General features: G+C 61.9%; 22 protein-coding genes. 9 read left to right on the top strand and 13 right to left on the bottom strand.

Features of this window, described 5'->3' with window-relative positions:
- Positions 1-11 precede the first annotated feature (11 nt).
- The 3 genes from HGSM_RS10550 to HGSM_RS10540 all read left to right on the top strand — a co-directional run bounded on the left by HGSM_RS10550 (position 12) and on the right by HGSM_RS10540 (position 2717).
- Entirely contained in the window at positions 12-1067 is a 1056-nt protein-coding gene (locus HGSM_RS10550) for a quinone oxidoreductase family protein (RefSeq protein ID WP_019148728.1), read from the top strand.
- 39 nt (positions 1068-1106) lie between these two features.
- The gene (locus tag HGSM_RS10545; protein ID WP_019148727.1) at positions 1107-1370 is read left to right on the top strand and encodes a hypothetical protein; all 264 of its coding nucleotides are present in this window, start codon (positions 1107-1109) and stop codon (positions 1368-1370) included.
- Positions 1371-1649: 279 nt separating this feature from the next.
- Positions 1650-2717, top strand: coding sequence for a glycoside hydrolase family 3 protein (locus HGSM_RS10540; RefSeq protein WP_195891374.1), 1068 nt, complete (start codon positions 1650-1652; stop codon positions 2715-2717).
- Between the two features lie 78 nt (positions 2718-2795).
- Here HGSM_RS10540 and pheT read toward each other — a convergent pair whose 3' ends face one another.
- From pheT to infC, 7 genes are all read right to left on the bottom strand, one after another.
- A complete protein-coding gene (gene pheT, locus HGSM_RS10535) occupies positions 2796-5357 on the bottom strand; it encodes a phenylalanine--tRNA ligase subunit beta (RefSeq protein ID WP_019148724.1) in 2562 nt (853 codons plus the stop codon).
- Entirely contained in the window at positions 5357-6445 is a 1089-nt protein-coding gene (gene pheS, locus HGSM_RS10530) for a phenylalanine--tRNA ligase subunit alpha (protein WP_019148723.1), read from the bottom strand. Before pheS ends, pheT begins: the two co-directional genes overlap by 1 nt.
- 101 nt (positions 6446-6546) lie before the next feature.
- Complete coding sequence (locus HGSM_RS10525; protein ID WP_040594946.1) at positions 6547-7917, bottom strand: amino acid permease; 1371 nt, start codon at positions 7915-7917, stop codon at positions 6547-6549.
- Positions 7918-7978: 61 nt separating this feature from the next.
- Positions 7979-8821 (bottom strand): TrmH family RNA methyltransferase, encoded by an 843-nt coding sequence (locus HGSM_RS10520; RefSeq protein ID WP_019148721.1) that lies wholly within the window; start codon positions 8819-8821, stop codon positions 7979-7981.
- Between the two features lie 71 nt (positions 8822-8892).
- Positions 8893-9276: a 50S ribosomal protein L20 gene (gene rplT, locus HGSM_RS10515; protein ID WP_019148720.1), complete on the bottom strand. Its 384-nt coding sequence runs from the start codon at positions 9274-9276 to the stop codon at positions 8893-8895.
- A 64-nt stretch (positions 9277-9340) separates the two neighbouring features.
- Positions 9341-9535 (bottom strand): 50S ribosomal protein L35, encoded by a 195-nt coding sequence (gene rpmI / locus HGSM_RS10510; RefSeq protein ID WP_019148719.1) that lies wholly within the window; start codon positions 9533-9535, stop codon positions 9341-9343.
- Positions 9536-9640: 105 nt separating this feature from the next.
- Complete coding sequence (infC, locus tag HGSM_RS10505) at positions 9641-10699, bottom strand: translation initiation factor IF-3 (protein WP_019148718.1); 1059 nt, start codon at positions 10697-10699, stop codon at positions 9641-9643.
- A 413-nt stretch (positions 10700-11112) separates the two neighbouring features.
- On the opposite strand from infC, the gene HGSM_RS10500 reads away from it, so the two are divergent.
- The 5 genes from HGSM_RS10500 to HGSM_RS10480 all read left to right on the top strand — a co-directional run bounded on the left by HGSM_RS10500 (position 11113) and on the right by HGSM_RS10480 (position 15136).
- On the top strand, positions 11113-11547 hold the full coding sequence (locus HGSM_RS10500) for a Fur family transcriptional regulator (RefSeq protein ID WP_040594945.1): 435 nt from the start codon (positions 11113-11115) through the stop codon (positions 11545-11547).
- A 114-nt stretch (positions 11548-11661) separates the two neighbouring features.
- Entirely contained in the window at positions 11662-13110 is a 1449-nt protein-coding gene (locus HGSM_RS10495) for a catalase (protein WP_019148716.1), read from the top strand.
- Positions 13111-13288: 178 nt separating this feature from the next.
- Positions 13289-13651 (top strand): DUF1844 domain-containing protein, encoded by a 363-nt coding sequence (locus tag HGSM_RS10490; protein ID WP_019148715.1) that lies wholly within the window; start codon positions 13289-13291, stop codon positions 13649-13651.
- Positions 13648-14370 (top strand): hypothetical protein, encoded by a 723-nt coding sequence (locus HGSM_RS13835; RefSeq protein WP_154646314.1) that lies wholly within the window; start codon positions 13648-13650, stop codon positions 14368-14370. The genes HGSM_RS10490 and HGSM_RS13835 overlap by 4 nt, the downstream gene beginning before the upstream one ends.
- 115 nt (positions 14371-14485) lie before the next feature.
- Positions 14486-15136 carry a S1 family peptidase gene (locus HGSM_RS10480; protein ID WP_019148713.1) on the top strand — a complete coding sequence of 217 codons (651 nt, stop codon included), beginning with the start codon at positions 14486-14488 and terminating at the stop codon, positions 15134-15136.
- 25 nt (positions 15137-15161) lie between these two features.
- Here HGSM_RS10480 and HGSM_RS10475 read toward each other — a convergent pair whose 3' ends face one another.
- The 6 genes from HGSM_RS10475 to HGSM_RS10450 are packed head-to-tail and all read right to left on the bottom strand — an operon-like array spanning position 15162 to position 19504.
- On the bottom strand, positions 15162-15881 hold the full coding sequence (locus tag HGSM_RS10475; protein WP_019148712.1) for an SseB family protein: 720 nt from the start codon (positions 15879-15881) through the stop codon (positions 15162-15164).
- Positions 15878-16609 (bottom strand): bifunctional 1-(5-phosphoribosyl)-5-((5-phosphoribosylamino)methylideneamino)imidazole-4-carboxamide isomerase/phosphoribosylanthranilate isomerase PriA, encoded by a 732-nt coding sequence (gene priA, locus HGSM_RS10470; RefSeq protein WP_019148711.1) that lies wholly within the window; start codon positions 16607-16609, stop codon positions 15878-15880. Before priA ends, HGSM_RS10475 begins: the two co-directional genes overlap by 4 nt.
- 45 nt (positions 16610-16654) lie before the next feature.
- A complete protein-coding gene (hisH, locus tag HGSM_RS10465; RefSeq protein ID WP_019148710.1) occupies positions 16655-17293 on the bottom strand; it encodes an imidazole glycerol phosphate synthase subunit HisH in 639 nt (212 codons plus the stop codon).
- Positions 17293-17745: a hypothetical protein gene (locus HGSM_RS10460; RefSeq protein WP_019148709.1), complete on the bottom strand. Its 453-nt coding sequence runs from the start codon at positions 17743-17745 to the stop codon at positions 17293-17295. Before HGSM_RS10460 ends, hisH begins: the two co-directional genes overlap by 1 nt.
- Positions 17742-18356: an imidazoleglycerol-phosphate dehydratase HisB gene (hisB, locus tag HGSM_RS10455; RefSeq protein ID WP_019148708.1), complete on the bottom strand. Its 615-nt coding sequence runs from the start codon at positions 18354-18356 to the stop codon at positions 17742-17744. Before hisB ends, HGSM_RS10460 begins: the two co-directional genes overlap by 4 nt.
- Positions 18353-19504 carry a histidinol-phosphate transaminase gene (locus HGSM_RS10450; RefSeq protein ID WP_019148707.1) on the bottom strand — a complete coding sequence of 384 codons (1152 nt, stop codon included), beginning with the start codon at positions 19502-19504 and terminating at the stop codon, positions 18353-18355. The genes hisB and HGSM_RS10450 overlap by 4 nt, the downstream gene beginning before the upstream one ends.
- Positions 19505-19638: 134 nt before the next feature.
- On the opposite strand from HGSM_RS10450, the gene HGSM_RS14640 reads away from it, so the two are divergent.
- Positions 19639-20685, top strand: a 1047-nt coding sequence (locus HGSM_RS14640) for a hypothetical protein (RefSeq protein ID WP_019148706.1), incomplete at its 3' end; no start/stop codon positions are given.

Raw genomic sequence — 20685 nt, 5'->3', positions numbered from 1 at the left:
ACGGTAGGACTATGACCAAGGACACGTCAGCAGCAAGAATCGTCGTCAACGCCCCGGGCGATTACACGACCGTGCAGGTCGAGCGCTTTGATCCACCCACACCGGGCCCGGGAGAACTCCTCGTGCGGGTCGCTGCGGCGGGCGTGAACTTCATCGACATGTACCGCCGTGCAGGTGTGTACAAGGTGCCCTACCCTCACGTACTTGGCAGCGAGGGTTCAGGAACTGTCCTTGCGGTGGGCGAGGAAACATCCGGATTCACTGCGGGAGACCAGATTTCGTGGGACGCCGCTCCCGGATCATACGCAACCCATGCGATCGTGCCCGCCTCAAACGCCGTCCTCGTCCCAGCGGGAGTAGACCTTACGACCGCAGCGGCCGTGCGGCTTCAGGGCCTGACCGCGCACTACCTCGCAACCTCCAGCTTCCGAATCTCGCCAGGCGACATCGCCCTCATCCATGCCGGTGCAGGCGGCGTCGGCCTCCTGCTCACCCAGATCGCGGTCGCGCTGGGCGCCAGGGTGATTACCACAGTGTCCACTCGGGACAAGGCCGAGCTCTCGCTCGCTGCCGGGGCGTCCCGGGCGATTCTGTACTCCGAGATGGAAGACATCACCACGCAGCTCCCGCCAGAGGTACGCGCTGCAGCGAGAGAGTTGCGCAGCCACACCGAGCACCACGTTGGCGATGGTCGGGGCGACGGAGTCGATGTGGTCTACGACGGGGTGGGCAAGACAACCTTCGACGCCTCGCTCGCGAGCCTACGGATCCGCGGCACCCTTGTCCTCTTCGGCGGCTCATCCGGTCAGGTTCCCCCGTTCGATCTGCAACAGCTCAACGCGCACGGCTCGCTCACCGTCACACGCCCCACGCTTGCGCACTTCGTGCTGACCCGGCGTGAACTTGAGTCCCGGATGAATGACCTGCATACGTGGATTACCCAGGGCACGCTTACCGTGTCCGTGGGAGCGACATACCCGCTCGAGCAGGCCGGCGAGGCGCACCACGCGGTTGAGGGGCGCAAGACCACGGGCAAGGTGCTTCTCATCCCATCGACTGCTTCGTAACGCCATCGCACTCCACCCTCACATAGGTAATCTGGGTTCATGAGCAATCACGACAGCGTGCATAACCCCTACACAGACGGCAATTCGAGCAGAGCAGGACGCCTCGTGACGGCGCTCATGGTCGTGTTCGCAATGCTCCTCGCAGGCTACTATGCGCAGCGCGGGTACGAGGATGCCCAAAGAGACTGTGAGCTGCGGGCGATTCACTCCGCCGACCCCAACGCGACCGCTTCGTTTTCTTTGACCTGGTCGCCACCCTTCGCCACGTGCACGATCGTAGGCAGCGACAACCAAGAGGCGTAGAGAGCCATGCACGGAACACGTACGCGACCTCGCACATTGACCACGCAAACTCGGTCTTTTGAGTCCCAACCTGAGGCCGCCACAGTACCGCTCAGCAGGAGTTTTCGGGGGCGATCGCGCAGCATAGCGCTCTCCGCGGGACTGAGCGCTCTCCTCCTCGCGTCGTGCTCACCTACTCAAACCCCGTCACCCACCCAGGGCCCCACCGCTACCACCGCATCTGACTCCCCTTCCGCCACGACTAGCCCGAGTGCGACGACCGAGCCATCGACCGCCTCCGTGACACCAACGCAGACGTTGTCCACTGCTCCAGCAGCACCCGTCACCAAGTCCGAACTGAAAGTGGCGCTCGGGAAGGTGTTCATGCTCGGGGTACCTGCCACAGGCGCGAGCTCCGCCGACCTGCAGATCTTGTCCGACCACAAGGTCGCCAACGTGTTCCTCCGCGGCCGCTCAAAGGCCAGCGTCAGCGCAACCAAGAAGGTGACGGACAAGATCCGCGGCACGCTGTCCAAGACCACAGACTCCAAGAAGGTCATTGTTGCAACGGACCAGGAGGGCGGCTACGTCCAAGTTCTCCAGGGGACGGGATTCAGCACGATCCCAACTGCACTTAAGCAGGGGAAGCTCAGCAACAAGGACCTCCAGTCATCCGCCCGAAAGTGGGGTGGGCAACTCTACGAGGCGGGAGTCAACCTTAACCTCGCTCCCGTAGGAGACACCGTCAAGAGCGCGGCAACCGCTCGATCCAACGATCCGATCGGGTACTTTTCGCGACAGTTCGGCTACGATCCCACCCTGATCAGCGCCAAGACTGGAGCATTCTCCGCCGGCATGAACTCCGCCGGGGTGGACGTCACCATAAAGCACTTCCCCGGGCTCGGTTACGTCACAGCCAACACAGACACGACCGCACACGTCAAAGACTCCACCACGACCACCACGAGTAAGTCCCTCCGCCCCTTCGCCGACGCCATCACCCGCGGAGAGCGCTGGGTCATGGTCTCGAGCGCGATCTACACCAAGATCGACTCCAAGCACATCGCGGCCTTCTCCCCCAAAATCCTTAAAAACCTGCTTCGCGACGATCTTGGTTTCGCCGGGATCATCCTGTCCGATGATCTGTGCGCAGCCAAGTCGGTGTCTGCGTACAGCATGACCGAACGCACCACAAAATTCTTCAAAGCAGGCGGCACGATGTACCTGTGCGTCGACGCCGCGCAAGGCGCCAAAGCAATGAACGCGCTGTACAAAGTGGCACTGAACGACCAGAGTCTCGCGCGTCTCATCGTAGACGCGGCCACAATCGTCGACAAGACGAAACTGCCCACTCCGGCGGGCAGCTGACGTAGGCACCACCACCAGAAACGGCTGCGGCCCGACCCCCATCGGGGTTCGGGCCGCAGCCGTCAGCGGGTCGCCTCACTAGGAGCGAAGCTCCGCGCCAACGCGGGCTGCCGCCTCAGCGACAGCTGCCGCACGGATCGCGGCCGTGTCGGCAGCGGTCAGCGTCCGATCAGCGGACCTTAGGCGCAGCGAGAACGCGAGCGACTTCTTGCCCTCGCCCACCTGTTCTCCCTCAAAAACGTCGAACAGCGAGAGTTCCTCGAGTTCCTCACCGGCACCGGCAACCACTGCGTCGTATACGTCCTGCACGAGCACGTTCTTGTCCACAACGAGCGCGAGGTCCTCCTTGGCGAGCGGGAAGGTCGAAACGGGGTGAGCCTGGTAAGCCTCTCCCGTCAGCGAGTCCACGAGCGCGTCAAAGTTGATCTCAAAAGCGACAGCCCTTGCAGGAAGGACTAGTGCTTCAACGACCTTAGGGTGTAGTTCTCCCGCGTGCCCCACAATGGTTCCGTCAGCAAGCTCGAAGCGTGCGCAACGGCCCGGGTGGAACGGCATGAACTCGGTATCCGCAACTCGCGAAAGCTCGACACCCACACGCGCGGCGATGAGTTCCACTGCGGCGATTGCGTCGGTCCAGGACGCGTCGCGGCCCTTACCCCACCAACCCGACCGTGCAAACTCGCCGGCCATGACGCCAGCAAAGTGGCGTGGCTGAGCAGGAACGCCGGCGTGAAGCGCAGCAAGTTCCTCAGCGCTTGGCTTGACGGCCGGTGGCAGCTGAGGAGCGACCGGCGCGTCCACGGTTGGGCGGGTCACGAGGCCTTGCTCGAACAGCGCAATGTCCGTGTTGCCACGGGCCACGTTGCGGCGTGCGGCATCGAGGAGCGAGATCAGCAGGTTCGTGCGCATGAGTGGCTTGTCGCCCTGAAGCGGGTTCAGGAGCGTCAGGCTCACGCGGCGCGAATCGTCTGCTGGGATCGCAAGCTCGTCGTACTGAGCCTGGCTCACGAACGGGTACGTCAGGACTTCTACGAGGCCCGACTCGGCCAACGCGCGGGAAGCCGAGCGGCGGGCTCGCTGCGAGGCCGTGAGGCCTCGTCCAGCTGGTGCGATCGGGAGAATCGATGGGATCTGGTCATAGCCAACAAGGCGCGCGACCTCCTCCACGAGTTCTGCCGCCCCCGTCAGGTCGGGACGCCACGATGGTGCCACGACATCGACGATGGTCGAGTTTTCGATCGGAGTGACAACGCAGCCGATCTCGCGCAGGGTGTCGATGACCTGCTGGTCGGTGTAAGGAACTCCGCATAGGCGCTCTGGGTCGCGCAACGAGAATTTGATGGCCTGGTTTGGCGTGGTGTTGTTGAGGTCAAAGACCTCGTCGCCAGCGGTTCCGCCACCGAACTCCACGAGAAGGTCGACCACGCGCTGTGCTGCCACGGGGGGAAGCTCTGGGTCGACCCCACGCTCAAAGCGCTTTGCAGCCTCAGACGGAAGCTTGTGCCGGCGAGCGGTACGGGCGATCGTCACTTGTTCGAAGTGTGCCGCCTCGACCAGGATGTCGGTCGTGGACTCGCTCACCTCTGTGTCGGCTCCGCCCATGACTCCTGCGAGCCCGAGGACACGCGAGCCGTCTGCGCCGTCAGTGATGAGAAGATCCTCGACGGACAGTTTGCGCTCTACGCCATCAAGCGTGGTGAGCTTCTCCCCCTCGGTGGCGCGGCGCACCACGATGGGAGCAGACAGTGTTGCTAGGTCGTAGGCGTGCAGAGGCTGACCGAGGTCGAGCATGACGTAGTTGGTGATGTCGACTGCGAGCGAGATCGAGCGCATACCCGCCTGCTCGAGCCTCTTGCTCATCCAACGAGGAGTTGGCGAAGCCGGGTTGACACCGCGTACCACGCGCGTGACAAACCGGTCGCAGCCGATCAGGCCGTGAATTGGTGCCTCGTCCCTGACCTCAACCGCAAAGCCGTTCTCACTGGCTGCGGGCAGGTCCGATCGCAGACCCGGGTCAGTGAACGTGTTACCGGTGGAGTGCGAGTACTCGCGTGCAACTCCGCGCATCGAGAAGCAGTAGCCGCGGTCCGGGGTCACGTTGATCTCGAGAACGTCCTCGTCGAGGCCGAGCAACGGAAGTACGTCCTGCCCCACGGTCAGTTCGGACTCGTCAAACCCTTTACGGGTAAGGACGATGATGCCGTCGTGGTCGTCTCCGAGACCAAGCTCGCGCTCAGAGCAGATCATGCCGTCCGACACGTGGCCATAGGTCTTGCGCGAGGCAATCGGGAACGGTCCAGGCAGGACCGCGCCAGGGAGCGCGGCAACGATGAGGTCACCCTCTACGAAGTTGTGTGCGCCGCACACGATTCCGCGTGCAATAGTTGGGTTGCCGTCAGCGTCGAGGACATTGTGTTCCCCCACGTCGACCTGGCACCAGTTGATGACCTTGCCGTTCTTCTGCGGTTCCTTCACGAGCGAGAGAACCCTGCCGACCACGAGCGGTCCGGTGATCCCCGAAGAGTGAATCGCTTCCTCCTCGAGACCAACCTTGACCAGATCCGCCGCGAGCTGCTCAGCGTTCAGATCGGCCGGGGTCTCGACGTGCTCAGCGAGCCAAGGTAGTGCAATGTTTGGCATCAGATATCCATTCCGAATTGAGTCGAGAAGCGCACGTCGCCCTCAATGATGTCGTGCATGTCGGTGATTCCATGGCGCAGCATGAGGGTGCGCTCGAGGCCCATACCAAAGGCAAATCCCGTGTACTCCTCCGGGTCAATGCCGGCAGCCTTGAGGACGTTAGGGTTGACCATTCCGCAGCCACCCCACTCAATCCAGCCCGCGCCACCCTTCTTCTGTGGGAACCACAGATCCATCTCGGCGGATGGCTCGGTGAACGGGAAGAACGACGGGCGAATGCGAGTTTTAGCCTCGGGACCGAACATGGCCTTGGCAAAGTGATCCAGGGTGCCCAGCAGGTGGGCCATGGTCAGACCCTTGTCCACTGCGAGGCCCTCGACCTGGTGGAATACCGGCGTGTGCGTCGCGTCGAGCTCGTCGGTACGGAACGTCTTACCTGGGCAAGCAATGTACAGTGGCAGGTCGCGCTCAAGCAGTGCGCGTGCCTGGACCGGGGAGGTGTGCGTGCGCAGTACAAGACCGGATTCACCAGGCTCGGACTGGCCCTGCATACCCTGAACAAAGAACGTGTCCTGCATCTGGCGTGCGGGGTGGTCTGGACCAAAGTTCAGAGCGTCAAAGTTGAACCACTCGGCCTCGACCTCCGGTCCCTCGGCGATTTCCCATCCCATCGAGACAAAGAGGTCTTGGACCTTCTCCTGGAGGGACTGCAGCGGGTGACGTGCACCCTGTGCAGCGCGCTCGACAGGAAGCGTCACATCGACAGACTCCTCAACCAAGACGAGAGCGTCACGCTCTGCCTCGAGAACCACTTGGCGCTCCGCAAGTGCCTTAGAGATCCGTCCGCGGGTTGGGCCTAGGATCTTCCCGGCCTTTGCCTTGTCGGCGTGCTCCAACTTGCCAATCTCACGGTTGGCGAGGGCAAGCGGGCTCTTGTCACCAGCATGAGCGATGCGCACGAGTTTGAGTTCTTCAAGGTCACCCGCGGCGGCAATCGCTGCGAGAGCCTCGTTGAGAGCACCAGCTACGGCTTGCTCATCAAGAGGTGAGAACGAAGCAACATTTTCTTCAGGTGCAGGCGTTGACATACATGCCTTTCCGGCTTTTCACATTCTTCGGTCGGTCGACCAAAGATCCATTTTAGACGAGTTCGCGAGAAGGCGTCGCCGAGTGTCGTGTGGTGATCCAGTCACTGGGCTGGCAGGTCGCGGGAGCGCGATACAAAGCGAGCTCGGACGAAGTAGACAACGATGATCAGAGCAAATACTCCACACGCAAGAAGCAAGGTGCCGCGCCCGACCGGATCAAACAACATCAGCAGGGCAAAGGCCGCGATAGAAACCAAGGCAAAGATGCCCAGCCATGGATGAGCCCACGTGCGCAATCTGAGCGTCCCATCCGCTTCGAGTTCCTTCCTCAGGCGGATCTGCGAGATAGCGATGAACACCCACACAATGAGCAGGGTCGCACCGACCGCGTCAAGGAGCGCGCCCATGACCCTCCCCTGGGAATCCAGCGCGTTTGCGGCGACTGCGACGAGCGCAAAGAATACCGAGATCAGGACCGCCACATAGGGCACGCTCGTGCGAGAGACCTTGAGGAGAACCGAATGCCCGTCCCCGCGCTCGGACAGGGAATACGCCATGCGGCTGGTTGCGTAGATCTGCGCGTTGAAAGCTGAAAGGAGCGCGATCACGATGACGGCCTCCATAACCGTGGCGGCTCCTGGGATGTTTGCGCGCTCGAGGACAGCCACAAACGCGCCCTCCTTCAAGGCGGGGTCGTTCCACGGCAGGACCATGAGCATGATGAGCACGGAACCCACGTAGAAGAAGAGGATCCTCCACATGATCGAGAACGTCGCTCGCCGAATCGACTCGTGCGGGTTGGTGGACTCCGCGGCAGCGATCGTGATGATCTCAATGCCGCCAAACGCGAACATCACCGAAAGAAGGCCTGCGGCGACCCCCGCGGCTCCGCGCGGGAAGAACCCACCATCTCCCTCGACCAACCGAGCCAGTCCCGCCCCACTCGGCGCGTCGATGACACCGAGAACCATGAGCACGCCGATCACAAGGAAGCCGATGATTGCGGCAACCTTGATAGATGCGAACCAGAACTCCAGCTCGCCAAACTGCTTGACGCCGAAGAGATTGAGCGCCGCGAACGCGAAGATCAACACGACAGCTAGGATCCACTGCGGCAGGCTCGTCCAACCGGAAATGATTTCAGTTGCCGCCAGTATCTCAACGCCAAGAACCATAATCAGCATGAACCAGTACATCCAGCCAATGGCGAACCCAGCCCATCGGCCCACGCCCTGAGCGGCATATGTGGAGAAAGCGCCAGAGGAGGGGCGCGCGCTCGCGAGTTCGCCCAGCAGCGCCATCACCACGACTACTACCAGACCCGCAATGGCGTAAGAGATGAGGACGCCAGCCCCGGCGGCAGCAATCGAGTTGCCAGAGCCTACAAAGAGACCGGCCCCTATTGCGGAGCCGAGGCCCATCATCGTGAGGTGGCGAACTTTAAGTCCGTGGGAGAGCGCTGTATTGCTCACAAGAGGTTCCCGATTACTGGTTGTTGGTGAGTGCCCGGCACCACGCGAACGTTATTACGTCCTACGCGCGCTGGGCGCGAGAGGTCGCGTACAGGCACACAGTGGCCGCTGTAGCCAAGTTTAGTGACTCGGCCTTGCCGCGGATTGGGACCTTAACGGCGGCGTCCGCAAGCGATTTTTGTTCCTCGCTCAGACCAGCAGCTTCATTCCCAAATAGCCATGCGGTGTGCTTAACCAGCGAGACTGCCTCGGGAACTTCATTCCCGTCCGCGGCCGCATCGAGCAGATCGTCGAGATCCTGTTCGGCGTAACCGTCAGCCGCCAAGATCTGAATGCCAGCCTCACCGAGGATTTGGGCAACCTCACTGACGTTGGCGGCGCTCACTACTGGAAGATGGAACAAAGAGCCCGCGGTCGAACGCACGACCTTGGGGTTGAGCACCTCCACGGAATCTTGGCTCAGGATCACGAGGTCGGCGCCCGCTGCATCTGCCGCACGAATCACAGTGCCCGCGTTGCCTGGATCTCGCACCTCGCAGAGGATGGCAATAGAACGCATCGCCGAAAGATCTTTGATAGAGAACTGCTCAAGGCGGGTGTCCGGTGCATTGCACACCGCAACGAGCCCTTGGGCGTCCGCGCTCATGGCGGAGACTACCTCAGGAATGCACTCGTGGACGTAGATCGATGCCCGCAGTGCATCGTCGATGATCTCCGCATACCTATCGGCTGCACTGTCCGTGACGTAGATGTCCCGGACGAGCTCCGGCGCAAAGCGCACAACCTCGCGCACCGACTGGGGTCCTTCAACAAGGAACTGCCCGTACTTTTCACGGGATCGGCGCTGCTGGAGCGCGCTCACCTTGCGCACCCGGTCACTCGCAGGGTTGGTCAAGTAGGCCACGGTTTTCCTTCCAAAACGAAAAGACCCGCGCGCCCCGATGGGGCGCGCGGGAACTTAACTAAGCTTAAAGATCAGGCAGCCTTTGGTGCATTGACGTCTGCTGGCAGAGCGCCCTTTGCAACCGTTACGAGCGCCTTGAAGGTCTCAGCGTCCGAGACAGCGATCTCGGCGAGCATGCGACGGTCTACCTCTACGCCAGCAGCCTTGAGGCCCTGGATGAAGCGGTTGTAGGTCATGCCCTCTGCGCGTGCAGCAGCGTTAATACGCTGGATCCACAGCTTGCGGAAGTCGCCCTTACGCTTCTTGCGGTCGCGGTAGTTGTAGGTGAAAGAGTGAACCATCTGCTCTTTCGCCTTGCGGTACAGGCGGGAACGCTGACCACGGTAACCGGATGCACGGTCGAGTACCGTACGACGCTTCTTCTGGGCGTTGACCGCCCGCTTCACGCGTGCCACGTGATGCTCCTTTGTTTCAAAAACTTATGGGGAAATAGGCCTGACAAACGCCAAGCTGGTGAGGTCAGAGGCCGAGAAGCTTCTTAACCTTCTTGACGTTCGATGGGTCAACAACCTGGTCAGAAGACAGGCGACGGGTGCGGGTCGAGGACTTGTGCTCGAGGAGGTGACGCTTGTTCGCCTGCTCGCGCATGACCTTGCCGCTACCAGTGGTACGGAAACGCTTCTTAGCGCCGGAGTGCGTCTTGTTCTTCGGCATGGCTGCCGTTTCTCCTTGCTTTAGGTCGCCGCCCTGTGGGCGACAACGTTATACGGACTGAAGTCGGTGGACTACAGCTGTGTCGGGAATCCCGACTTGATCGCGTCACTCGCTCTTAGGAGCGGGCTTTGCGGAAGTCTTCCGTGGAGCGGCTGGCTTAGCTGGGCTCTTCGGTGCGGACTTAGCCGCAGGCTTTGGTGTCGCGCTCTTCGGGCGTGGCTTTGGAGTAGCTGGCTTAGCGGCGGTTTCAGCTGCTGGCTTGGCAACTGGCTTTGCTGCTACCGGCTTGGCCGCTGCTGGCTTGGCAACTGGCTTTGCTGCTGCCGACTTTGCTGCTGCTGGCTTTGCTGCCGGCGCCTTAACTACTGGAGCCGCGGCCTCTGTAGCCTCAACCGCTGGAGCTGCTTCTACAACGGGCGCTGGGCTCTCAACTACTGCAACCGGCTCAGCCTCATGGACCTCAGGTTCGGCTGCAACAACTTCTTCCTGCTCGCCACCCTTGCGCTCCTGTGCAGCTGCTTGACGCTTCTGCTGACGCTCTGCGCGCGAGTTGACTCCACCGTCTTCACGGCGGCGTCGCTGCTCGCTCTTGGTTTCGGCCTTCTTCTTCACCGGTCCAACAACCATGATCATGTTGCGGCCGTCCTGCTTTGGCGCGCTTTCGATGAAGCCGAGTTCCGAGATGTCTTCCGCGAGGCGCTGGAGCAAACGCGCACCCATCTCTGGGCGGGACTGCTCACGTCCACGGAACATGATCATGACCTTGACCTTGTCGCCGGCGCTCAGGAAGCGCTCAACGTGACCCTTTTTGGTCTCATAGTCGTGGGCATCGATCTTGAGGCGGAAACGGATCTCCTTGAGAACTGTGTTCGCTTGGTTACGACGAGCGTCGCGAGCCTTCATGTCAGACTCGTACTTGAACTTGCCGTAATCCATGAGCTTGCACACTGGTGGACGAGCGTCCGGTGCAACCTCAACGAGATCGAGGTCTGCTTCCTGAGCAAGGCTCAGTGCAACCTCAAGGCGGACAACTCCGACCTGTTCCCCAGATGGTCCGACGAGTCGAACCTCGGGAACACGGATTCGATCGTTGATACGCGGCTCGCTGATGTGAGGCTCCTCATTTAAGTCGTGGTTAACCCCAGAAATGGGAATGGCCCCCAACTCTGGACAGAGTGGAGGCCACAAAAGATCTGCGTATGCGCATTGCAGTTGCAATGAGCACACAGGATATCGGCGCACACAAAGCACTCCGTATCCATCAGACCCGTTTACCTGGCCTCTGCTTCGCTCGGTAAGGAGCGGCGAAACTCAGGTGGGATTCTCCACTTGCATACCCGCTGATTATTCATCAGCAAGGTCGGTCAGTCGTTAACTTTACCATAAGCACTCACCCGCTCGAACACCAGGCAGTGTGACCTCGATCAAACCGCCCAGGGCAGCCACGCGGCGCACCCGCTGCGCAACTTCAGCACGGGCCGCCGCCACCACAGCTTGATGCACGCAACTAGGCAGACGAATTTTCTAGCATCATTCCTTTTCTTGAATAATTCCAGAAAACCCTCTACGCTGGGAACATGAACGCAACAACACCACATGAAGCGTTGCGCTCCCGTAATTTACGAGTGACCGCAATCCGCCTCGCCATCCTCGAAGTGCTCGGCGAGCACCGCCATGTTGGCGCGGATCAAGTCCTCTCTCTCGTGCGCACCAAGCTCGGCACCGCCTCAGTCCAAGCTGTCTACGATGCACTGCACGCGCTAGCCGCAGCAGCGCTCATCAATGAGATCGAGCCAGCAGGCCACCCCGCTCGCTACGAGTTGCGCGTGGGAGATAACCACCACCACCTGATTTGCCGCACCTGTGGCCGGATCGAGGACGTGGACTGCGCCATCGGCGCATCTCCCTGCTTGACCCCATCCAGCACGCACGGCTTCGTGATCGACCAGGCCGAGGTGACGTACTGGGGCACCTGCGCAACGTGCGCCGGAACGCAACCACAATCGTCGTAAATCAGTAACCACACTTCTGCGCGCCCCTCGGGGCGCAGCGATCCCGCCTGCCCTCGGGCAGGACACTGCACGTGCGCGGCCACCCGCTGCACACACAAAGAAAAGGAAATACGCATGACGCAACAGCAGTACACGACCGCCCAGAACGGCTCCCCCATTGCGAGCGCACAGCACTCGCTTACCAGCGGACCGGACGGAATCACCGCCCTGCACGACCGTTTCCTCGTGGAAAAGCTTGCGTCCTTCAACCGTGAGCGCGTGCCAGAGCGCAACCCACACGCAAAGGGTGGTGGAGCATTCGGCGAGTTCAAGGTGACCGCTGACGTGTCAAAGTACACCAAGGCTGCCGTGTTCCAGCCTGGCGCAACCGCCGAGACCCTCATCCGCTTCTCCTCGGTTGCCGGCGAGCAGGGCTCCCCTGACACTTGGCGTGACGTGCGCGGATTCTCGCTACGCTTCTACACCACCGAGGGCAACTTCGACATCGTAGGTAACAACACGCCAGTGTTCTTCATCCGCGACGCTATTAAGTTCCCGGACTTCATCCACTCCCAGAAGCGCAATGGCAAGGGCCTGCGCGACGCAAACATGCAGTGGGACTTCTGGACCCTCTCCCCAGAGACCGCACACCAGGTTACCTACCTCATGGGCGACCGTGGCTTGCCAAAGTCGTGGCGCCACATGAACGGCTACGGCTCGCACACCTTCTCGTGGGAGAACGAGTCGGGTGAGAAGTTCTGGGTCAAGTACCACTTTATCTCCCGCCAGGGCGTCGAGAACATCTCGAACGAAGAGGCAGAGCGCCTCGCAGGTTCGGACGCAGACTTCTACCGTCGTGACCTGTTCGAGGCCATCGAGCGTGAAGAATTTCCAACTTGGGACATGCACGTTCAGGTCATGCCATTCGAGGATTCGAAGACCTACCGCTTCAACCCATTCGACCTCACCAAGACCTGGTCGCACGCAGACTACCCTCTGATCAAGGTCGGCGAGTTCACCCTGAACCGCAACCCCCGCAACTTCTTTGCCGAGATCGAACAGGCTGCGTTCTCGCCGTCGAACCTCGTTCCAGGCACCGGCATCTCGCCGGACAAGATGCTCATGGGCCGCGTGTTCGCCTACCCAGACGCACAGCGTTACCGCATCGGGGCTAACTACAACCAGCTCCCTGTTAACCGTCCACATGCTGCCGAGGTGTTCAACTACCAGCACGAGGGCAACATGCGGTACGACTTCAACGACTACAACACCCCGGTGCACAACACGAACTCGTTCGGCGCACCTGCCGCTGATGAGTCCCGTGCGGGCGAGGTCAACTGGGAGACCGCCGGCGACGTTGTACGCGCCGCATACACCCTGCGCTCCGAGGACTCGGACTTTGGCCAGGCCGGAACGCTTTACCGTGACGTATACACGGACGAGCAGAAGGCGCGCTTCCTCGAGACCCTCACGGGTCAGGGTAAGTCCATCACCGTTCCTGAGATCCGCGAGCGCTTCTTCCAGTACTGGACGAACGTAGACGGCGACCTCGGTGCAAAGCTCCGCAGCGAGGTTGGCGCCTGAATCGCCCAGTCCGGACAGTGTGTGGCTAGTTCCTAGCCGCCCGGTTCAGATCCAGTAATTCCCAAGGGGGTGTGACCACGCAAGCCGCGTGGTCACACCCCCTTGGTCGTGCGTGGGAGTGGTGGATCATTCTGGGAGATGATGCAAATGGCTTGGAACATTTGTGACAATAGATTTCATGAATTCACAACACGACTCTGACATGTCCGCGGCACAGAACGAGATCCGCGACATCTCCGAGGTTGCAGCCGTCGAGGTCATCACCACAGCAGCTGTCCACCTCATGAGCGCCGCCGCAGTTAAGTGTGGGCTCGCCGACGAGCCAAACTCCCAGGACATGATGGACCTCGATGAGGCCCGCAAGCTCATCACGGCCCTCGCCGCGCTTGTGGTCACGTCCGCTCCTGACATTGGTAACCAGCACGCCCGTTCCCTGCGGGACGGGCTCCGCTCGCTGCAGCTCGCGTTCCGCGAGGCATCCGTCATTGAAGATGCTCCAGGTGAGGGGCCAGGCGAGAAGTTCACCGGACCAGTACGGTGACCTCCCCTTTTATTTACGACGATTCACCTAGTGATCCGTCGACTCCCGTCTCTGCACCTCAAGTGGGTGCAGAGACGGATCCCGCGAACCCACTTGAGGAGACGGCCACTCTGCCTAGCGCAGGCAGCGAACCGCCGGCTCGCGGGTCCTGGTTACCCAAGGCCGCGATAGTTCTGCTGTCCGTGCTCCTCATTGGTGCGATCTACCTAGCCAACCGCTGGTCGGCCTACGGGGACAGCGTCGATGCAGCCAACAGGGAGCTCGGGGAGCAGATTGCGCAGTCGCGCTCGGAGCTCGCGTCAGCCAAGTCCTCGCTGGAGAGCACGCGCGACCAACTGGCAACTGCGCAAAAGCGAATCTCGGAGCTTGCAACGGAGAAGGCTCAGGCAGGTGACGACCGGGAGAGCCAGCGTATCCTTGCGCAGGACACGGCGGCGCTAGCGAACGAGGCTCTTAAGGTGTCGCGGGACTTTGGTGAGTGCGTCTCAAACCAGTCCGACTTGGTCTCGAGCCTCTCCGACGTCTTGTCGAACCAGAGCAAGCTCCTCACCCAGGCAAACAAGGCCCCGCAGGACCGTGACGCTGCCGAAGTCTCTGAGATAAACAGCTCGCTGTCGACCGCGCGCAGTGCCGTGAACTCCGACCAGGACGCCGTGAACACCACCTGTAAGGCTGCCATCGACCGCTACAACGACCTGATCGCGTCGCTGGAGGACTGACATGGCTCTCCCCCGACGTCACGGTCGCACTTCGACAAAAAAGATTCTGGGCACCGTTGCCCTGAGTACTCTCATGCTGTCCGGGTGTGGGATAGTACCGCCCCTGCCACCATCGGTGCCAGAGAACTACGTTCCCCCGGTCGCCGAAACAACGGATTCCGCAAAGCAAGGCAAGCTCACCGCCTACGGGTTCAGCGAGGCCCAGCGCATGGCCGTGCGGGTCCGCAACGTTGGTTGCACCACCGTGACTCGCGGCACCGGCTTTGCAATCGACGAACGGACCCTGATCACCAACCGGCACGTTGTAGACGGAACCACGACCCTCCAGCTCAGCACCTACGATGGCCGTGACGTCGACGTTACTAACTCATCGGTTGCGGCCTTCGCCGACCTCGCGCTCGTCCGCACCAAGGAGGACCTTGACGCGTTCCCCATCCTTGCCGAAAACGACCCGCAGCCCGGCGACCAACTCACCATTGTGGGATACCCCAACGGTGGGGCGCTGACAGTCACCTCGGGTGAGGCTCTCTACTACCAGCAAGATCCTCTCGAGGAGAACCTCGGCGAGGTCCTGGTATCCGATGCGGAAGTGGAGCGAGGAAGCTCCGGCTCGGCCGTGCTCGATTCTGAGGGCCGGCTCGTTGGCGTGGTCTACGCCAAGAGCAACACAGGACACTCTTTCATCATCCCCGTGTCCTCACTCCTGACGATCTTGGCGGGCGCAGAGGGCTTTAACGCACAGAAGACGACCACCTGTAACAGGTGATCGCCTCCTTGCAGCAGGCACGGGGTTAGGCTTTGCCCACCCTCAGTTCTAGTGAGTCCACGCGCTCCGAGATCATGGTGCTGCCCGCAAGTGCGGTGTTGACCTGTCCCAGAACAAAGTTGAGACCGGCTCGCGTCAGGTTCGGGTTGATCGCAAGCTCGATAGCCACCTCTGCCGTCTTGCCCGGCGAAACCGCGGTGCGCTCAACCTCAGCAACGGTGGAAAGCGCGGTGGCGACCTCGGCGCCGATCTCCACGTCCACCACGCCGTCTACGATCGCCGGTTTCCACTCGAGTCCCCGGGCGATCGCCCACACTGCTGGTCGTGGGATGAGCGCGGTGTGGTCGCTTCCCGGGTCAACGACGAGGAGTGCCCAGTCCTCGGAGACCGCGGACAGCGCGGCGCGCACCGCGTCAGCAGGCACGGGCCTGGCATCCTTGCGCCACTGGGCCATGGTTGCCACACTCGTGAAGACTGGCAAGGCTTTGCGGCCGTCGGGGGCTTCAAGCGCTACGATTCCCGCGGAGGCTTCTTTGTCGAACTTATGTCCGTCCTCGGTGTAATCCTCTTTATCCAAGGAAGCAAGGACGGGAACAAGCACGCGCGTCTTGGCCAGTCGGGCTACGACGTCAGAGAGCGAGGCAGCACCCGCCGCATGACCGGTTAGCAGGGCCGCGAGTTCCGGGTCGGCGGAGCCGTCATCTCCAGAGAACGCTGAGCCTGGGGGCAGTTCCTTACCGCTCATGGTCGGCCTACGATGTCGAGGGCCTGTGGCAGGGTGAACGCGCCGGAGTAGAGCGCCTTGCCGATGATCGCACCTTCAAGGCCAACGTCCACAAGTGTGTTCAGCGCAACGATGTCATCGAGGTTAGAGATTCCACCGGACGCCACAACGGGTGCGTTGGTGCGTGAGCACACCTCACGGAGGAGCTCGAGGTTTGGTCCGGTGAGCGTTCCGTCCTTGGTCACGTCAGTAACCACATAGCGCGAGCAGCCTGCGGCATCCAAGCGAGCGAGCACCTCCCAGAGGTCACCGCCCTCCTTGGTCCATCCTCGTGCTGCGAGGGTGGTTCCGCGGACGTCGAGGCCGACAGCGATCTTGTCCCCGTAGGAGTCGATGATCTTGGCAGTCCACTCGGGGTTCTCAATTGCCGCGGTGCCGAGGTTTACGCGGGTACATCCGGTACTGAGTGCGTGCTCTAGGGACTCGTCATCGCGAATTCCGCCCGTGAGCTCGACCTTGATGTCCAGCTTGCCCACTACCTCGGCCAGCAATTCCGCGTTGGAACCCCGGCCGAATGCGGCGTCGAGGTCAACGAGGTGGAGCCATTCCGCTCCCCCTGCTTGCCATTCAAGTGCGGCGGTCAGTGGGTCGCCGTATGAAGTTTCAGATCCGGCCTCGCCCTGGACGAGCCGGACTGCCTCGCCTCCGACCACGTCAACAGCTGGAAGCAGTTCCAGGCGCTGTCCCATGTTTTTGTCCTTGCTTAGAGTGAGTAATGAAGTGTGATGCCGCCCCTATAAAGCGGACATCCAGTTGCGTAGGAGCTGCGCGCCTGCGTCGCCGGACTTTTCCGGGTGGAACTGGGTTGCGCTCAGTGGCCCGTTCTCCACGGCAGCCACGAATCGCGAGCCGTGCGTAGACCATGTGACCAGAGGTGGCGCGAACGCACTGTCCTCTGGCTCGTCAGTGCCCAGTGTGAAGGTCTGAGCTCCGTATGAGTGCACAAAGTAGAAGCGCTCGTCTTCCACGCCTGCGAACAGCCTGGTGCCCTGCGGCGCTTCAACCGTGTTCCAGCCCATGTGCGGGACCACAGGTGCATCGAGTCGCTCGACAACTCCTGGCCATTCACCCAGTCCCTCTGTGTGCTGCCCGTGTTCGGTGCCCGAGTCAAACATGACCTGCATGCCCACGCAGATACCCAGTACCGGGCGACCGCCGGCAAGGCGTCGCTCGATGATCATGGGGGCGTTGACCCTTTTCAGCCCCTCCATGACTGCGCTAAACGCGCCGACGCCCGGCACAACAAGGCCGTCTGCCTCAGAAGCAACCTTCGAGTCGGAACTGAGCACGACATCGGCGCCCACGTGCTCGAGGGCGCGCACGGCCGAACGAACGTTGCCGAATCCGTAGTCGAGGACACAGATCCGTGGCATCACTCGGCCTTTGCCTTGTACGCCTTGGCCTGGGCTGCGAGCATACGCATCGCCTTGAACCGGCCCATCTTGCCGGAGTCGATTGCCCCCTCGACTGCGCCGGCCTCGACCTCACCAAAGAGGACGTCCTCCAGTTCGTGTGGTGCACCGTCGAGTACGAGAGCGGGAGGAAGGTCGCCCTCGCGGGTGCCCTCCTGCCACTGGGATGCCTTCATCTGGCCGTTCTCGGAGACCACGAGGATTGCTGGAACGGACTTGACCAGGGCGGAGACCGACTTGGCTAGGAACTCGATGCGGGCCTCGTTCGTGTCCTGAGCAACCGCGTATGCACCGATCGGCGAAGGAACAACCCAGGCCTTGATCTTGTTCAGCGCGCACGTAGCGGCGAGCGCTTCCGCTGTCGCGACCTGCGTCAGCAGTACGGCTACTTTTGGCTTATTTTCCTGGCTCACAGAGCGCCCTTCGTGGATGGGATTCCCTGGACGCGGGGGTCAGGGGCGATTGCAGCGCGAAGTGCTCGCGCGAGCGCCTTAAACTGCGCTTCTACGATGTGGTGAGGGTCACGGCCGGCGAGGACCCGCATGTGAATGCAGATTCCGGCGTGGTGCGCGATCGACTCAAGAACGTGACGGGTCAGCGACCCTGTGAAGTGACCGCCGATGAGGTGGTACTCCTGCCCGGCAGGCTCGCCTTCCTGAACGCAGTAAGGGCGGCCGGACACGTCAACAACGGCTTGTGCGAGCGCCTCATCAAGGGGAACCATCGCATCGCCAAATCGAGCGATGCCGGCCTTGTCACCGAGTGCGATGCGCAGGCATTCGCCAATCACGATAGCGGTGTCTTCAACCGTGTGGTGTGCGTCGATATGAGTGTCACCGGTTGCGGTCACGGTGAGGTCCATGAGGGAGTGCTTCCCCAGGGCCGTGAGCATGTGGTCGTAGAACGGAACCGACGTCGAGATGTTCGTTTTTCCGGTTCCATCGAGATTGATTTCAACGACGACGGACGATTCCGAGGTCGCGCGCTCGATGCGTGCGGTGCGCGGCGCGGCGAGTTCGCTCACAGACCCAGCTCCTTGACTAGTGCGTTCTTGAACGCTTCCATTTCGGTTGGTGTTCCCACGGTAACGCGAAGCCAGCCCTCGGGGCCGGACTCGCGGATGAGCACTCCCTGGTCTAGGAGTCCCTGCCACACTGCGTGGCGGTCCTCGAATCGACCAAAGAATACGAAGTTTGCGTCGGAGTCCGCGACCTCAAGGGATTTTCCCTGGTAGGTCTGGCTCCGCAGCCAGCTTACGAGTGCGTCTCGCTCGGTGCGGATTGTGGCGACCTGCGATAGGAGCACGTCCGCGTGCATGAGCGCGGCGTGCGCGACGGCCTGGGTAACTGAGGACAGGTGGTACGGCAGTCGGACGACCCTCAGCGTGTCCACGAACTGCTCGGAGGCCGCAAGATATCCCAGTCGGCCACCTGCGAGCGCGAAGGCCTTGGACATCGTCCTGGTGACCGCGAGGTTCGGGAACTCGGACAGCAGTTCAAGCGCCGAGCCGGCGCCCTCGCGGCGGAACTCCGCGTACGCCTCGTCTACGACCACAATGGCCGGCGCTCCGCCGATGTCCACCCTGCTGGCTGCCGTAGTGATGGCGCGCACCTCGTCCAGGGTCAGCGCCGTGCCTGTTGGGTTGTTAGGGCTGGTCAGGAAAATGACGGTGGGAGCGAGCTCCTCGATTGCGCGAGCTGCTGCCTCAAGGTCAATGCTGAAGTCGGCGCGGCGCGGAACGGCGTGGAAATCCGTGAGGGTGTCGCGCGCGTACTCCGAGTACATCGCGTACGCGGGCGTGAACACCATTGCCGAGCGTCCCGGGCCGCCGAAGGCCTGGAGGATGTGGATCATGACCTCGTTCGAGCCGTTCGCCGCCCAGATGTTATCTGGGGCGAGCCTAACTCCAGACTCCTTAGCCAGGTAGTCCGCAAGATCCCCCCGCAGTCGCGTGAAGTCGCGGTCCGGGTACCTGTTGAGACCTGCGGCTGCGGCCGTGACCTCGCGGGTGATCGTTTCGATCACCTCAGGCGTGGGTCCATACGGGTTCTCGTTGGTGTTCAGCTGGTAGGGCACGTCAAGTTGCGGCGCGCCATAGGGCGCGTCACCCGCAATGCCTGGCCGAACGGGCAGCGCGGTGCGCTTGCCGTTCTGATTTGATTCGAGACTCACCCGTCCAGTCTAGTTGGGATCGGCCACGGAAAGAGTCCTACGTCCGAGTAGTGGTTGCACGTCACAGCCTCGTTCGCACCTGCGCAGCTGTGTACGGCGGTGAAGGCCTCGCTTGTGCGCATAGGCTAGTGGGTATGGCTGAAGTTCCCGCGTCACGTTCCGCTGCTGATAATTCTTCTCTTTCCGACGATAGTGCCGGTAAGCAGGAGTCCTCACGTCCCGTCCTTGGTCCCGTTGCGGCCAAGGGCCCCAAACGGTTCTCCGCGATGCCCGACCTCTCCAAGCTTCCTGCGAGCGCTCGCGAGCGCATGGCCGGGTTTGCTCAGGAGAATCAGGGACCGGGTTGGGGTGCGAGCCGGGTGGATGCTCGTGAGCTGTTCAGCCAGGCAGAGCTTGCCGGTCAGATCCCCACGGACGAGGGCACCTTTGGTCAGCAGGCCTTGTCTCCACAGGCTCTCGAGGCACTGACCCTAGCGAACCAGCAGCGCGCCTCGCAGTCCGAAGCTTCCGGTATCGCAGGCGAGGTCGCATCCAGTCCCACAACGGAGGACACCGTGACCACGCAGGTGGTCCGAGACTTTGTGCCCACCGAGGATGAGGTGGATGACGAAGACGACGCGGATTTGGACGAGGAGTCTGCGTTGGAGCCAGCATCAGTCTTCGCTGACGAGTCCCCCGAGGCCGGAGCCTTGGCCCTGACTTTGGCCGCAGCGGCCCCCAGTGCAGACCTGGTGACCGACAGCCACATCAAGGGCGAAATAGAGCGCGCCGAACCGGCCGCACAATACGCTTCGGCTGACCCGTATGACTACCTACCGCCGGCCGAGGACCCGTTCTACGAGTCCGAACCGCCGAGTGACTATGACCCGTACTCGAACAACGAGCGGCCCTCGCCCGCACCCGTGAGAGGTGGTGCAGCGCCCGTTCGAGTAGAACCCACCGGTGTAGCACCCCATGCCACTCGGCTCGGCGCTCCTGCGTCTACTACGCCAGCCACCCACACCAGCCCTAATGGAACGCAGGCGTTCCATGGGAGCGTGAGTGAATCGTCGAGAATCAATGCGGGACGCGCAGCGGACCGCACTCAGATCTCCGAACAGGAACTACGGGACCAAGCCGAGGCGCACCTACGCCGGCTCGTGGGCCGCGAGGACGCGCGCCTGCGCGAGGACCAGTGGACA

Source organism: Timonella senegalensis JC301, assembly GCF_000312125.1.
GTDB classification, from domain to species: Bacteria; Actinomycetota; Actinomycetes; order Actinomycetales; family Cellulomonadaceae; genus Timonella; species Timonella senegalensis.
The sequence above is the reverse complement of the archived record's forward strand: the minus strand, read 5'-3'. Positions and strand labels throughout refer to the sequence as shown.

Coding starts and splice junctions, on each gene's coding strand:
- HGSM_RS10550 (WP_019148728.1), top strand. CDS start 12: ATGACCAAGGACACGTCAGCAGCAAGAATCGTCGTCAACGCCCCGGGC.
- HGSM_RS10545 (WP_019148727.1), top strand. CDS start 1,107: ATGAGCAATCACGACAGCGTGCATAACCCCTACACAGACGGCAATTCG.
- pheT (WP_019148724.1), bottom strand. CDS start 5,357: ATGCCAAACATTGCACTACCTTGGCTCGCTGAGCACGTCGAGACCCCG.
- pheS (WP_019148723.1), bottom strand. CDS start 6,445: ATGTCAACGCCTGCACCTGAAGAAAATGTTGCTTCGTTCTCACCTCTT.
- rpmI (WP_019148719.1), bottom strand. CDS start 9,535: ATGCCGAAGAACAAGACGCACTCCGGCGCTAAGAAGCGTTTCCGTACC.
- HGSM_RS10500 (WP_040594945.1), top strand. CDS start 11,113: ATGAACGCAACAACACCACATGAAGCGTTGCGCTCCCGTAATTTACGA.
- HGSM_RS10495 (WP_019148716.1), top strand. CDS start 11,662: ATGACGCAACAGCAGTACACGACCGCCCAGAACGGCTCCCCCATTGCG.
- HGSM_RS10490 (WP_019148715.1), top strand. CDS start 13,289: ATGAATTCACAACACGACTCTGACATGTCCGCGGCACAGAACGAGATC.
- HGSM_RS10475 (WP_019148712.1), bottom strand. CDS start 15,881: ATGAGCGGTAAGGAACTGCCCCCAGGCTCAGCGTTCTCTGGAGATGAC.
- priA (WP_019148711.1), bottom strand. CDS start 16,609: ATGGGACAGCGCCTGGAACTGCTTCCAGCTGTTGACGTGGTCGGAGGC.
- hisH (WP_019148710.1), bottom strand. CDS start 17,293: ATGCCACGGATCTGTGTCCTCGACTACGGATTCGGCAACGTTCGTTCG.